The sequence below is a fragment of the uncultured Anaerovibrio sp. genome, from assembly GCF_947302755.1.
Classification (GTDB): domain Bacteria; phylum Bacillota; class Negativicutes; order Selenomonadales; family Selenomonadaceae; genus Anaerovibrio.
The window spans coordinates 1-13,687 of record NZ_CAMYWM010000010.1 but is presented as its reverse complement, the minus strand read 5'-3'; the positions used below and the strand labels follow the sequence as shown (position 1 = coordinate 13,687).

Annotated in this window: 11 protein-coding genes and 1 pseudogene; all 12 read left to right on the top strand. The window is 49.3% G+C overall.

The features are described 5' to 3' along the window. Positions 1-19 precede the first annotated feature (19 nt). Positions 20-1,235 (top strand): annotated as a pseudogene (locus Q0Y54_RS02090) (FtsW/RodA/SpoVE family cell cycle protein). Further along, on the top strand, positions 1,225-2,622 hold the full coding sequence (locus tag Q0Y54_RS02085) for a penicillin-binding protein 2 (protein WP_297963796.1): 1,398 nt from the start codon (positions 1,225-1,227) through the stop codon (positions 2,620-2,622). Before Q0Y54_RS02090 ends, Q0Y54_RS02085 begins: the two are co-directional and overlap by 11 nt. 11 nt (positions 2,623-2,633) lie before the next feature. Then, the gene (gene pknB / locus Q0Y54_RS02080) at positions 2,634-4,445 is read left to right on the top strand and encodes a Stk1 family PASTA domain-containing Ser/Thr kinase (RefSeq protein ID WP_297963794.1); all 1,812 of its coding nucleotides are present in this window, start codon (positions 2,634-2,636) and stop codon (positions 4,443-4,445) included. Between the two features lie 27 nt (positions 4,446-4,472). Then, on the top strand, positions 4,473-5,369 hold the full coding sequence (rsgA, locus tag Q0Y54_RS02075) for a ribosome small subunit-dependent GTPase A (RefSeq protein ID WP_297963792.1): 897 nt from the start codon (positions 4,473-4,475) through the stop codon (positions 5,367-5,369). Next, positions 5,369-6,019, top strand: coding sequence for a ribulose-phosphate 3-epimerase (gene rpe / locus Q0Y54_RS02070; protein ID WP_297963790.1), 651 nt, complete (start codon positions 5,369-5,371; stop codon positions 6,017-6,019). Before rsgA ends, rpe begins: the two co-directional genes overlap by 1 nt. A gap of 16 nt (positions 6,020-6,035) precedes the next feature. Continuing rightward, positions 6,036-6,719, top strand: coding sequence for a 7-cyano-7-deazaguanine synthase QueC (queC, locus tag Q0Y54_RS02065; protein ID WP_297963788.1), 684 nt, complete (start codon positions 6,036-6,038; stop codon positions 6,717-6,719). Between the two features lie 11 nt (positions 6,720-6,730). Next, a complete protein-coding gene (gene folE2, locus Q0Y54_RS02060) occupies positions 6,731-7,519 on the top strand; it encodes a GTP cyclohydrolase FolE2 (protein WP_297963786.1) in 789 nt (262 codons plus the stop codon). Between the two features lie 98 nt (positions 7,520-7,617). After that, positions 7,618-8,637, top strand: coding sequence for a lysylphosphatidylglycerol synthase transmembrane domain-containing protein (locus Q0Y54_RS02055; protein WP_297963784.1), 1,020 nt, complete (start codon positions 7,618-7,620; stop codon positions 8,635-8,637). A gap of 19 nt (positions 8,638-8,656) precedes the next feature. Then, on the top strand, positions 8,657-9,814 hold the full coding sequence (locus Q0Y54_RS02050) for a hypothetical protein (protein ID WP_297963783.1): 1,158 nt from the start codon (positions 8,657-8,659) through the stop codon (positions 9,812-9,814). 135 nt (positions 9,815-9,949) lie between these two features. Next, a complete protein-coding gene (locus Q0Y54_RS02045) occupies positions 9,950-10,627 on the top strand; it encodes a glucosaminidase domain-containing protein (protein WP_297963834.1) in 678 nt (225 codons plus the stop codon). A 47-nt stretch (positions 10,628-10,674) separates the two neighbouring features. After that, a complete protein-coding gene (locus Q0Y54_RS02040) occupies positions 10,675-12,297 on the top strand; it encodes an ABC-F family ATP-binding cassette domain-containing protein (protein WP_297963780.1) in 1,623 nt (540 codons plus the stop codon). Between the two features lie 60 nt (positions 12,298-12,357). Continuing rightward, positions 12,358-13,650: a DEAD/DEAH box helicase gene (locus Q0Y54_RS02035; protein ID WP_297963778.1), complete on the top strand. Its 1,293-nt coding sequence runs from the start codon at positions 12,358-12,360 to the stop codon at positions 13,648-13,650. The last annotated feature ends 37 nt before the right edge of the window (positions 13,651-13,687 follow it).

Here is a 13,687-nt window from a genome sequence, read left to right as displayed (position 1 = left end):
GGCAGTTGATTTTATGATAATGTTTGCCGGTTTGGCCATTATAATGCTGAACCAGTATCCGGTCATAGACTGGTCACCTGTTCCCTGGGCCCTGGCGGCAGCGTTAATGGGCCTTGCCGTACAGCTGTTCCTGCTGCAGAAAAAATACACCAGTGATATCTGGATTTTTCCCATGGTGCTGTTTTTTTCCAGCTTAGGTATTATTATGCTGGCCAGACTGAAGCCGGTTCTTTGCATACCACAGCTTCGCTGGCTGATGATCGGTATGCTGGTAATGGTGGGGGTGCTGTATTTTTCCCGTCAGTTGAAAAATATGCTGCAATATCAGTATATTTTGGGTATATGCACCCTGGTGGTATTGTGCCTTTCCCTGATTTTTGGCGTGGAAATCGGCGGCAGCAAGAACTGGCTGGTGCTTGGCCCCATTTCAGTACAGCCCTCCGAATTCGGCAAAATTCTGCTGGTATTGTTTCTGGCCGCCTTCCTGTCGGACCATGGTGAAATGCTGAAGGCGTCCAAGCGGAAAATATTGTTTTTGGATTTACCACCCATAAGGTTTATTGCTCCATTGCTGGTGATTTGGGGCATTGCTATTCTCATGTTTGTGGTTCAGCGGGATCTGGGTTCTGCCCTGCTGTTTTTTTGTATGGCAGTTTTTATGACATATATGGGGACTGGCAGCAAATCCTATGTGTTTATTGCCTTGCTGTTTTTTACCCTGGGGGCGGCGATCAGCTATGGTTTTTTCTCCCATGTTCAGGTACGGTTTAATATTTGGCTTGACCCATGGGCTGATCCGGATGGACAGGCCTATCAGGTGGTTCAGTCCCTGTTTGCCTTTGCGGCCGGTGGGGTTTGGGGAACAGGCTTTACCCATGGTCATCCGGGCTTTATTCCGGAAGTACATACTGATTTTATATTTTCGGCAGTGGCTGAGGGAATTGGGACTGCTGGGCTGCACGGCCATTATGATGGTATACGTGCTGCTGTTTTATCGTGGTATTATGATTGCCATGAGCTGCAAAAAAGAGCTGCATAGCCTGGCGGCAGCCGGGTTTTCTATAGGATTGTTTACCCAGGCCTTTATAATTATTGCCGGAGTTACCAAGTTCCTGCCTCTTACGGGCATTACCCTGCCCTTTATCAGCTATGGCGGCAGCTCTATGGTATCGGGCTTTATTATGATTGGTTTGTTGTTATCATTATCAAAGAAGGAAAAAATACATGGGGCATAATGATATAAAAAAATATATTCTGCACTGCAGTGTTTTCATGCTGGTGTGCTTTTTGTGCCTCTTTGGATATATTGTCTATCTGCAGGTGATTGCGGCCCCTTCCCTGGCGGCCAATCCAATGAACCGGCGTGGCGATGGGGCTCAGGATATTGTTCGGGGAGCCATTCTTGACATCAACGGCAAGGAGCTGGCCAAAAGTGATAAGCCGGGGGACAGGAGCTATCCTTATGGGGAAGTTATGGCTCCGGTAACGGGATATATAGGTGAAGCCATCGGCAATGATGGCATTGAAGCAGTGGCCGGTGGGGATCTCACCGGACAATCCCGGCAGCTGCAAATGCTGGGGCCAATTGGTCAGGCCCTCCAGTCTGACCAGGGAAATAATGTAAGGCTCACTGTGGATGCCGATATACAGGAGCTGGCCTACAATGCGTTGGGAAATCATCGTGGGGCTGTATTGGTTATGAATGCCGAAACCGGGGGGATTATTGCCATGGTCAGCAAGCCGTCCATTGACCCCATTGATGTGGAGGCCAATTGGAAGAGCCTGACAGCCAGGGAGGACAGTCCCCTCCTGAACAGGGCGACTCAGGGACTTTATCCCCCCGGTTCAACCATCAAGGTGCTGATAGCTGATGCGGCTCTGGATGAGAAGGTTACCGATGTAAATGAGAAATTTAACTGTACCGGCAGGCTGGACATTGGCAGTGAATATATTGGTGAAAGTCATGGGGCAGTTCATGGCAATAATCTTACTTTGAAGGATGCCCTTACGGAGTCCTGCAATGTAACCTTCGCTGCTCTTGCCATGCGAATGCATGGCAAGGGGCTGGAGAGCGCCTTTGACCGATTTGGGTTTACCGTGCCCATTAACAGCGAATTTAATGAGAGCAAATGTCATTTGCCAAATTTTTCCGCTCTTGGGGATGGGGATACGGCCCAGGTGGGTATTGGCCAGGGAGAGACCCTGGTAACGCCGTTGCGGATGGCCATGTTGGCCAGTGCCTATGTTAATCAAGGAACAATAATGGTTCCTTATCTGGTGGAGGAAGTAATTTCACCGGTGGGGCTGGTAATACGAAAAGCCTCTCCGTCAAAATGGATGGAGGTTACCTCTGATAAGCGTGCCAATATAATTGGCGGTTTTATGGAAAACGTTGTAGCAAATGGTACCGGTGAGGCCGCAGCAGTACCTGGGATAAGGGTAATAGGCAAAACCGGTACGGCAGAGAACTCCCAGGGAGCCGACCATGGCTGGTTTATTGGTGCAGCTGAGCTTCCCAAGGGAAAAATTGCCTTTTGCATAATCGTTGAAAATAGCGGTGGCGGCGGAACCGTGGCGGCTCCTATCGCCCGTCAGATAATTACAGCTTTACGAGACAATTAGGAGGATATGATATGATAGAGCGCGTTTTGGCTAGACGTTATGAAATTCAGGAACATATCGGTGGCGGCGGCATGGCTGATGTATATCGGGCTCACGATAAGCTATTGGACCGTGCAGTGGCTGTAAAAATCCTTCATGCACAGTTTGCCAATGATGCTGAATTTATCGAGAAATTCCATCGGGAGGCCAAAGGGGCAGCCAAGCTGACCCATCAGAATATTGTTAATATATATGACGTGGGTGAGGATGAGGGCAGTCATTTTATTGTTATGGAATATGTGGCCGGTCAGACCCTGAAGGAATATATTCAGGAAAAGGGCTGTCTGGAGCCGGTGGAAGCCGCCCGTATTGCCAAAGAGCTGGCTTGTGCCCTGGAGGCTGCCCACAAGAACGGATTGGTTCACTGTGATATAAAACCACATAATATTCTGATAATGGGAGATGGGCACATTAAGGTTACTGACTTTGGTATTGCCAGAGCCGTTTCCTCCTCTACCATGACCTATGGAGGAAATGTAATGGGCTCCGTTCACTACTTCTCGCCGGAGCAGGCCAAGGGAACGGCCATTACTACCAAGTCCGATGTTTATTCCCTTGGGGTTGTTCTCTACGAAATGCTTACCGGAACCTTGCCTTATAATGGGGAAACCTCAGTTAGCATTGCCCTGAAGCATTTGCAGGAGACGCCGGTGCCAATCCGGCAGATTAATCCATCTGTACCGGCAGTGTTGGAGGCCATTGTTCATAAGGCTATGAACAAGGACCCCATGGCCCGTCCCAGCAGTACGGATATCTATATAGATTTGGAACAGGCGTTGACCATGATACAGGGTAAAGCAACGGCGGCGGCTGCCCCGGCTGCCGCAGATGATCCCTTTGCAACCCAGGTTATTCCTCGGGTGACGCCGGAGATGCTCCAGCAAAATCAGCCCCAGGCCTATAATAATCAGGGCTACGGCTATGATTATGATGAAGCCTATGAAGAGGAGGAGGGAGAGGATGAGGCCTCCTTTAAAAAAATCATTAAATCAAAGACCTTTGCCTTTGGTCTGGTATTGATTTTAATAATGGGCTTTGTGGCCGGCAGCTTTTTGTTCTTTGGCACTCTCTGGAGCTCGGTGGAGGTTGAGGTGCCCAATGTGGTGGGCCGTCAGGTGGAAATCGCCCGTGATATGCTGGAAGAAAAGAATTTGCGGGTCAAGATAGCTGAAGCCTATGATGCCTCGGTTCCTGTGGGGCAGGTGGTGTCCCAGTATCCTGAGGCGGGGATTATGGTGAAGGAACAGCGTCAGGTCACCATCTATATCAGTAAGGGAGGGGAGGAGCTGACCATGCCCGACTTGAAGGGGATGTCCCGCTCCAATGCTGAAACCAAGCTGAATAAAATGGGATTAAAAATCGGGGCAGTATATGAGGAAGAGTCCAATGAATCGGCTGGTACAGTCTTAAAGCAGGATCCCGGTGCAGGCAGCAAGGTAACCAAGGGACAAACTGTTGATTTCACTGTAAGTAAGGGACCAAAAGAGGTCAGTGTTATTATCCCGGATTATTCAGGTATGTCAGTGGACAGTGTTAAGGCCAATTTGGCGGCCAATAAGCTTTCTGTAGGCACTGTGACAGAGCAGACCAGCTCCCAGTCCCGGGGTACCGTAATCGGTCAGTCACCGGCAGCGGGCTCCGAAGTGCGGGAGGGCGGCACGGTAAATATTATTGTCTCCAGCGGCCAGGCAGCGGCCCCGGCTCCGGCACCTGCACCAACCAAGCCGACTGACACCGGGAAGAAGGGGCAAAAAACATCACCTGATGAAGTAGTTAAGCAATAAGGGAAGTACAATGTAAAGGATGGACAAATGCCAATTGGTCAGGTTATAAAAACATATAATGGATTTTATTACGTTTTGGAGGAAGGTAAGGAGCTTACCAGGGAGCCGGAGCTGTTGTCCTGCCGTCTCAGGGGCCGGATAAAGCGGGTAAGGGGCTCTGTGGTAACCGGCGATAGGGTGGAATATGAGCTTTTGGGCGATGGTACCGGGGTTATAGAAAAACGGCTGCCGCGCAAGACGCTGTTACATCGTCCGGCTGTAGCCAATATTGATCAGCTGATTATTACCTTCGCCCTGCGGGAACCGGATATGAACAGCCTGCTGCTGAACCGGTTTTTGGTTTTGGCTGAGTGGTCGGGTATTCCGGAAATAATAATCTGCTTTAACAAGCTGGATTTGCTGCCCAATGCAGCCCATGATTTTGTTAAGCCCTATGTTGAGGCCGGTTATAGGGTGATTTTTGCCTCGGCCCAGGAGCAGAAGGGTATTGAGGAAATACGAGGCCTTTTAAGGGGCAGGGTAACGGCCTTTGCCGGGCCCTCCGGTGTGGGAAAATCCTCTCTGTTAAATGCCATAGATAATAATCTGTCCCTCACTACCGGTGGGATTAGTGAAAAAATTAAGCGGGGGAAGCATACCACCAGGGCGGCCTGCCTGTTGCCGGTGGCCAGTGGCGGTATTGTGGTAGATACGCCCGGCTTCAGTGCTGCTGAATTGGAGCAGCTGGATAAGGAGCATTTGGCAGAATATTTTCCTGAGTTCAGGCCCCTTACAGAAAAGTGCTACTATAATACCTGTACCCACAGTCACGAACCGGATTGCGCCGTAAAGCAGGCTCTGGCCGATGGGCAGGTCAGTCAGGAACGCTATGATGCTTATTTAAATATTTTACAAAGTATTTTAGACAGAAAGAAGGTATATTGATGACAAAGGTTGCGCCATCAATTTTATCGGCGGATTTTGCCCAGCTGGGCCAGGAGGTAAAAAAGGTTATTGACGCCGGGGCCGATTATGTACATATAGATGTTATGGACGGCAGCTTTGTGCCGGAGATTACCCTGGGTGCATTGATTGTCAAGGCTATCCGTCCGGTTACGGATGCAGTATTTGATGTACACCTTATGGTAGAACACCCTGAAACTCAGATAGAGTCCTTCGCCGGGGCCGGGGCGGATATTATTACCTTCCACGCCGAGGCGGCCATACATCCCCACAGAATATTGCAGGCTATTAAGGCGGCCGGCTGCAGGGCCGGCATCTGCCTGAATCCCGGCACCCCCCTTTCCATGGTGGAGGAGCTGTTGGATGAGCTTGATATGATTGTAATCATGTCTGTAAATCCGGGCTATGGCGGCCAGAAATTTATACCTCATTCCCTGGATAAGATTGCCCGCCTCAAGGCAATGCTGGTACAGGCCGGCAGTAAGGCGGAAATTGAAGTGGATGGCGGCGTTACCGTGGATAATTGCCGGGCATTGGCAGAGGCCGGGGCTGATGTGCTGGTAGCCGGCTCAGCGGTTTACAAGGCCCAGGATATTCCCGGTGCCATCAAGGCCTTACATTGTGCCGGGTAAGGAGGATTTTTATACAATGGAAAAAGCAGTGGTTTTACTTTCTGGTGGACTTGATTCAACCGTGTGTATGGCGGTAGCCAGGTCAAAGGGTATGGAGGTGTATCCCATCAGCTTTAATTATCACCAGCGCCACAATATAGAACTGGAAGGTGCCAAAAGGGTGGCCCAATTTTATGGCGTTCAAAAGCACCTTATCATAGAAACCAATATGGAGGCTATCGGCGGCTCAGCCCTTACAGATGCTGGGATTGAGGTTCCTGATGGGGATTTTTCTCATGGAGCGTCGGATATTCCCGTTACCTATGTGCCGGCCCGCAATATGATTTTTCTCAGCTATGCCATGGCCTATGCCGAGGTGGTGGGGGCAGATCATGTATTTATCGGGGTGAATGCCGTTGATTATTCCGGTTATCCCGATTGCCGTCCGGAATTTATTGCCAGCTTCCAAAATACGGCTAATCTGGCCACAAAGGCCGGTACCGCCGATGGCCGCCATATTAAGATAGAGACTCCGCTCCAGGATTTATCAAAAAAGGAAATCGTTCAGCTGGGCAGTAAATTGGGGGCTCCCCTGCAGTTTACCCATAGCTGCTATAAGGGTGGGAAAAAGGCCTGCGGCGTGTGTGACAGCTGCAAGCTGAGACTGCGGGGCTTTGCTGAAGCCGGAGTTGTGGACCCGGTTGAGTATGAGAATATGTAACAGGTGTATTTATGAAGGATGTACAAAATAGTGCTGACACCCGTGGTATAGCCATTCAGAAGGTGGGGATCCGGGATGCCCATCTTCCCCTGTTAATCAAAACCCAGGAGGGCGATTATCAGCAGGTGTTGGCCAATATTAGCTTTACGGTTTCCCTGCCCATGGAATATAAGGGAACCCATATGAGCCGATTTCAGGAAATTTTGAACAAGTGGACCCGGTTGCCTATTGCCGAGGTCGAGATGGCAGATATTTTGCAGGAGGCCATGGACAGACTTCAGGCGGAGACAGCGGCAATACATATTGAATTTAAATATTTTGTGGACAGGTTTGCTCCGGTCAGCAAGCGAAAATCCGTTTTGGATGTGGACTGTTTTTTTGATGGTGTCATGGAACGTGGCAAACCATTGCAGTTTACCCTGGGGGTAAGGGTTCCCTATACCTCCCTTTGCCCATGCAGCAAGGAAATATCCGCCTATGGAGCCCATAATCAGCGGGGGGTAATGGATGTACGGGTACGCTTTGATGATGACCATGAATGTATCCTTATTGAGGATTTGGTGGCATTAATGGAACAACAGGCCTCCTGTCAGGTTTATCCGCTCTTAAAGCGTGAGGATGAAAAATTCGTTACGGAAAAGGCCTATGATAATCCTAAATTTGTGGAGGATATTCTTCGGGATGGGGTTATTGCCCTGCGCAGGCTGGAGGGTATAAAATGGTTCGCATTAGACTGTGATAATTTTGAAAGCATCCACAACCACAGTGCTTATGCTGCTCATGAGGAGTATGTGGACTAAGGGTAGAAATTGGCATAAAAGAAACAGAATACATAACTCGATGAAAATTTTGAACAAATGAGTTATAATATTGCTGATTTCTTTTTAAGGAGCTATGAATGAATAAGGTTTATGGGCGAATTTTAAGCTTATTTTTGTTGGTTTTGGTCATATCAAGCACGGTAATTTACTTTACGGTGGACATAAATACCATAACCAATTTATATATGTTTCAGCCATGGTCGGTGGGAATGGCTGTACTGGCTATGGCTGTGGGTCTTGTTTTGGATGGAACCAGGCTTATGCATATGGTCAAGATTTCTGGCGAAAGCATTACACTAAAACAGGCTGTACAGGTGGTATTTGGCAACTATTTTCTGGCTATGCTGGGGCCGGGGGCGGCCTTTGGGGCCGTGGCCCAGGTCATGTTTCTGCGGAGGGCCGGCATTCCCGGGGGGAAGGCTGCTGTATTGGCCCTGGTTCGTACCGTTGTGTCCATTTTTTTCCTGGCCTGCTGTCTGCCCTTCATATTTCTTCATGATCAGGGAATATTGCCCGGGGTTTCCAATACAGTTATGGTTTATGTGGCAGGTACAGCCACCGTTATTATGCTGATACTGGCCTACGGTATCCGAAAAAATGCCTTTGATTACCTTGCCGTAAAGCTGACCAGAAGGCTGCCCAAGAAATGGGGCAGGAAATTTGTGGATATGTACCGGGACAGCAAGTCGGCCATTATTTTGCTGGCTTCCTCCCCTAAATCCATGCTCCGGGTTTTCTTTGAATCCGGCCTCAGCCTGATTTTCATTTATATGGTGGTTCCCTTCCTGATGCTGGGACTGGGGGTAACGGTAGATTGGCTGACGGTAATGGGCCGGATGATGTTCCTGAATATTCTGCTGTATTTTTCACCGACTCCGGGAGGCTCCGGCATTGCTGAAGGCGGTTTTGTGTACCTGTTCAGTGAAAGTGTGCCGTCGGGTACGGTGGGTATTCTGGCCGTATCATGGCGGTTTATTGCCGAATATCTGCCATTTTTTGTGGGTCTCTACTACACAATTACCGTCTTCGGCAAGCATGTTTTGGACAGGGATTTGGCTGATGAAGAGTCAAGCTCCTTAGATGTTATGGACAAATAATTGAGCCGATGTGAACAATATGGAAGGATTATTGGGAAATGCCATGTTTACCGGTATTATAAACTTTACCCTGATTTTGATAAATCTCATGGTGGTCACTGTTATGTGGCAAAAAGCGGGGGTTCCCTTCAATGGAGCCTACACGGCGGTGGTCCTCGGTTCCTTGGTGGGCACTTTGCTGGCGGCGTACTATAAGGTGGCTGTGGCTGTGGCTCCGGGAATAGTAATCAACAGCTTTTTGTGCTATGATTTGGTGATTTGCCAGGGCTATACCTGGCAGGAGACTATGACAGTCCCTGTTGTGGCGGGCTTGCTGCTCCTGTTATGTCAATATAATAATATTTGGGGCAGGGTAATGGCTGTGCTGCCGGCTTACCTTAAAACAGCAGTTCCGGCGTCCATGGGAGTCCTGCTTATTTATAAAGGGCTGCTTATGGGGCGGCTGGTGGTGGGCACTCCCTTTCAGGTAACCGGCATGGGCAGTATTTACGATCCCTTGACGGTGATTACTTTGATAAGCCTGTTGGCGGTTTTGTGCTTTTCGGGCCGAGGAAGGGAGCAGGGCCTGGCCATTGGCCTATTGGCGGCTGGGACTATGGCTCTGGCCGAAGGCTATGTGGCCCTACCCCAGTATCTTTTTTCGGTACCGGAGGGGTTTACGGATACAGCATTCCAGGTAAATGGCGGCAAGGCTGTTGAATTGCTTGCTGCAGTGGCTGCGGTGTGGCTAGTTTTGGCCTTTGATGCCATGGCAGCCGCCAAAACCATGGAGGTAAATGATGGAAGGCTGTTTTTCATCAATGGACTTGGGACCTTGATGGGGGGGCTGTTATCCGGTGGTGCCATGACAGTGGCTGAGGTATCGGCTGCCTGCGGGCGATGGAGCAAAAAGCCTGTAAAATCGTCCATGATTACGGCGATATTGCTGCTGGTGGTGTTATTTTGCGGACCCATGATGATGGAGCTGCGCGATTATCCATCTGTATTTGCCGCCTCGGTCATAGGGGCCGGTTGCTATTTGCTGATGGATTTGAAATTTTTGCCGATTAATGATAATATATCAATCTTAGCAGGAGTATTTACCATAGTGCTGGTTCCCCTGTGGGGGAGCCTGACAGCTGGTATAGGCTTCGGGCTGATTTTGTATTATGGTTTAAGTATGATGAGGGGCCGTTGAGAAGACTCCTACGTCGTAAATATGTAATTGGGGGGCAATAGGGTGTTTTCTTCTAAAAAAGGTGTGCAATTGTTATGTGCTGTGGGTATATTGGCCGTGCTGAGCTGTAGTGGTACTGCTGAGGCCAACAGCGTTGTGGATAAAGCGTCAGTTTCCACAGAGAGAACCTATAATACCGGTAATACCAAGGTGAAATTGGAGAAAAAAGCTTCTGACAAGAAAAAGAGCTTTGCTGAGCGTATCGAGGCCATACTGCATCCAGAGCCTGTGGAGGAGCCTGTGGTGGTGGCGCCAAGAGCCGTATCCAACGAAATGAATATTATGGGCAGCCCGGTGGCTACCCAGGAGCAATGTGTCCGTTACCTGTTAAAGAATAATCCCCATCCCCTGCTGAATACCAGCCCGGAGGAATTGGTAAGCTATTACTATGAGGAAGCTGCCCTGGAGGGAATTCGTCCAGATATTGCCTTTGCCCAGGCCTTGAAGGAAACAGGCTTTTTCAGCTATGGCGGTACGGTTGTACCGGCCCAGAATAATTATTGCGGCTTGGGTACCACCAGTGCTACTGTAAAGGGGGCCTTTTTTGACTCACCCCGTGTTGGGGTGCGGGCCCATATTCAGCATCTGCTGGCCTACGCCTCAACCAAGTATCCGGAAACTCCGGTGGTAGATCCCAGGTATTCACTGGTGAGAGGGGTTTATGGCGATGATACGCTGGGTCAGTGGCAGGATCTTAATGGTCGCTGGGCTGTGCCGGGTGTAGGGTATGGTCAAAGTATATTGGATTATTATCATGCAATTCTCAATTCATGATTAGGCTATATTAAAATTTAAAGCAGTATAGAGAGGATTTTTTTACAATGATTTCAACAAGTGGTGTTACACTTCAGTTTGGTAAGCGGGTTCTGTTCAAGGATGTTTCTATTAAGTTTACTCCCGGAAACTGCTATGGCGTAATTGGCGCCAATGGTGCCGGTAAGTCAACCTTCCTGAAGCTGCTGTCCGGTGATATTGAGCCTACCAAGGGCTCCATTGAAATTACCCCGGGTGAGCGGATGTCAGTACTGAAGCAGGACCATTTTGCCTTTGATCAGTACGATGTTATTCGTACTGTAATAATGGGTAACCAGCATCTGGTAGATATTATGGAGGAAAAGGATGCAATTTATGCCAAGCCGGATTTTTCCGATGAGGATGGCATTCGGGCCGGGGAGCTGGAGGCGGAATTCGCCGAGCTTAACGGCTGGGATGCAGAGGCGGATGCGGCAAAGCTGTTAAATGGCCTTGGCATCCATGAGGAGCATCACAACAAGATGATGTCCGAAATGGATCCTGATTTGAAGGTGCGGGTCCTGTTGGCCCAGGCTCTATTCGGCAATCCGGATATCCTTCTTTTGGACGAGCCCACTAACCATCTTGACCTTGAATCCATCAAGTGGCTGGAGGATTTTCTGGCTGATTTTGAAAACACCGTTATTGTAGTATCCCATGACCGTCACTTCCTAAATCAGGTTTGTACCCATATTGCAGACGTGGACTTTGGCAAAATCCAGCTTTATGTTGGCAACTATGATTTTTGGTACCATTCCAGTCAGCTTGCTCTCCAGATGGCCAAGGATGCCAACAAGAAGAAGGAGGAGAAGATTAAGGAGCTGCAGACCTTTATTGCCCGGTTTTCTGCTAACGCCTCCAAGTCCAAGCAGGCTACCTCCCGCAAGAAGCTGCTTGAGAAAATTACCCTGGATGATATTAAGCCATCCTCCCGCCGCTATCCGTATATTGCCTTTACCCCGGACCGTGAGGCTGGTGACCAGCTTCTCATTGTGGAGGGTATATCCAAGACCATCGAGGGGGAAAAGGTGCTGGATAATGTAAGCTTTACCCTGAAGAAGGGGGACAAGGTGGCCTTTACCGGTCCCAACAGTGCCGGTAAAACTGCATTGTTCCAGATAATCATGGGGGAAATGGAGCCTGATGAGGGAAGCTTTAAGTGGGGTGTTACCACTACCCAGGCCTATTTGCCAAATGATAATACCGAATATTTTGAGGGCTGTGACCTCAGCCTTACCGATTGGCTTCGTCAGTACTCCAAGGATCCGGATGAGTCCTTTGTACGCGGCTTCCTGGGCCGTATGCTCTTTAGCGGCGAGGAAAGCCTGAAAAAGGCCTCGGTTATCTCCGGTGGTGAAAGGGTCCGCTGTATGTTATCCAAGATGATGCTCAGCGGTGCCAATGTACTGTTGATGGATGAGCCCACCAACCATCTTGATTTGGAATCCATAACGGCCCTTAATGATGGCCTGATTGCCTTCAAGGGAACCCTGCTCTTTACATCCCATGACCATGAGTTCGTTCAGACCATTGCCGACCGTATCATCGAGCTTACTCCAGGCGGTGTATTTGATAAATTTACCACCTATGATGATTTCCTGGCTGATGAGGAGCTTCAGAAGCGTCTGGCCGCCCAATATGAGAATAAATGATATTTACCGGCTCCCCCAATTTGGGGGAGCTATCTGTATATATGTATATGAGGGATTAGTATGAAGTTATTTGAAGAATTAAGTGTTTCACAGCCCCTCTGTGATGCATTAAAGAAAATTGGCATAAGAGAGGCTACTCCGGTGCAGGAGGCGGCTATACCCGCCCTTAGAAACGGCCGGGATACCATCGTACAGGCCCAGACCGGTACGGGAAAGACCCTGGCCTTTTTATTGCCGCTTTATGACAAAATTAAAATTCAGGCGGATAATGTTCAGACCCTGATTATTACTCCTACCAGGGAGCTGACTATTCAGATTTCCAGGGTGGCTTCTGTTCTGGATAAGGCCACAGGAGTTCGCTCCCTGGCAATTTATGGCGGTCAGGATATTGAACGGCAGAAGCATAAGCTGGGCCGGGACCCCCATGTTATTATCGGCACTCCGGGGAGAATTTTGGATCATCTCCGCCGTCGTACCTTGAACTTTTCCACTACCAATAAAATTGTTTTGGATGAGGCGGATGAAATGCTTCGCCGCGGCTTTATTGAGGACGTGGAGCTTATTCTGTCCACCATGGCCAAGGATCGGCAGATCATGCTGTTTTCTGCCACCATGCCCGACAGAATCAAGTCCCTAGCCCATCGTTACATGGTTCAGGTTCAGCATATCGAGATTAAGGCTGAGCACATTACCCTGGACAGTATTAAGCAGCGGGTGGTTGATACCATGGAGACCTCCAAGCTGGATAAGCTTTGCGAGCTGATTAATGAGGAGCAGCCATATCTGGCCATGGTATTCTGTGCTACCCGTACACGGGTGTCCCAGGTGGCCATGACCTTGGCCAAGCGGGGTTATTTGGCGGATGAGCTCCACGGTGAGCTCAGTCAGCTGCAACGCACCAATGTATTGAACAAATTCCGCCAGGCCAAGCTGCAAATTTTGGTTACTACTGATATAGCGGCCCGGGGATTGGATATTGAAGGGGTAACCCATGTGTTCAATTACGACATTCCCCAGGATACGGAAAGCTACATCCACCGTATCGGCCGTACCGGTCGGGCAGGCCAAAAGGGGGTGGCCATTACCTTCGTTAATGCCCGTCAATACAATATACTGAGAAGAATCGAGGCCGGCATCAAAAATCATATTGCCAAGGATATTTCCGGCAGAAGCCTGGCATCCCGTATAAAGAGAGAAAAACGGGAAAAGGAGCTGGCCATGAAACGGCAGCAGGCAGAAAAACAGCAGGCCAAACAGGCTAAAAGCAAGTATGCCAACAGAAAGGGCAGCGGCCACAAGGGCCGTAATGACCGGTCCCGCCGGCTTCGTGACCGAGCTAAAAGGAAAAAATAAAAATTTTAAAAAAAATGCTTTACAAACTCATAATATG

Excerpts from the sequence above, each read along its gene's own strand:
- queC (WP_297963788.1), top strand. The coding sequence starts at position 6,036 with ATGGAAAAAGCAGTGGTTTTACTTTCTGGTGGACTTGATTCAACCGTG.
- pknB (WP_297963794.1), top strand. The coding sequence starts at position 2,634 with ATGATAGAGCGCGTTTTGGCTAGACGTTATGAAATTCAGGAACATATC.
- Q0Y54_RS02055 (WP_297963784.1), top strand. The coding sequence starts at position 7,618 with ATGAATAAGGTTTATGGGCGAATTTTAAGCTTATTTTTGTTGGTTTTG.
- Q0Y54_RS02085 (WP_297963796.1), top strand. The coding sequence starts at position 1,225 with ATGGGGCATAATGATATAAAAAAATATATTCTGCACTGCAGTGTTTTC.
- folE2 (WP_297963786.1), top strand. The coding sequence starts at position 6,731 with ATGAAGGATGTACAAAATAGTGCTGACACCCGTGGTATAGCCATTCAG.
- Q0Y54_RS02050 (WP_297963783.1), top strand. The coding sequence starts at position 8,657 with ATGGAAGGATTATTGGGAAATGCCATGTTTACCGGTATTATAAACTTT.
- Q0Y54_RS02035 (WP_297963778.1), top strand. The coding sequence starts at position 12,358 with ATGAAGTTATTTGAAGAATTAAGTGTTTCACAGCCCCTCTGTGATGCA.
- rpe (WP_297963790.1), top strand. The coding sequence starts at position 5,369 with ATGACAAAGGTTGCGCCATCAATTTTATCGGCGGATTTTGCCCAGCTG.
- rsgA (WP_297963792.1), top strand. The coding sequence starts at position 4,473 with ATGCCAATTGGTCAGGTTATAAAAACATATAATGGATTTTATTACGTT.
- Q0Y54_RS02040 (WP_297963780.1), top strand. The coding sequence starts at position 10,675 with ATGATTTCAACAAGTGGTGTTACACTTCAGTTTGGTAAGCGGGTTCTG.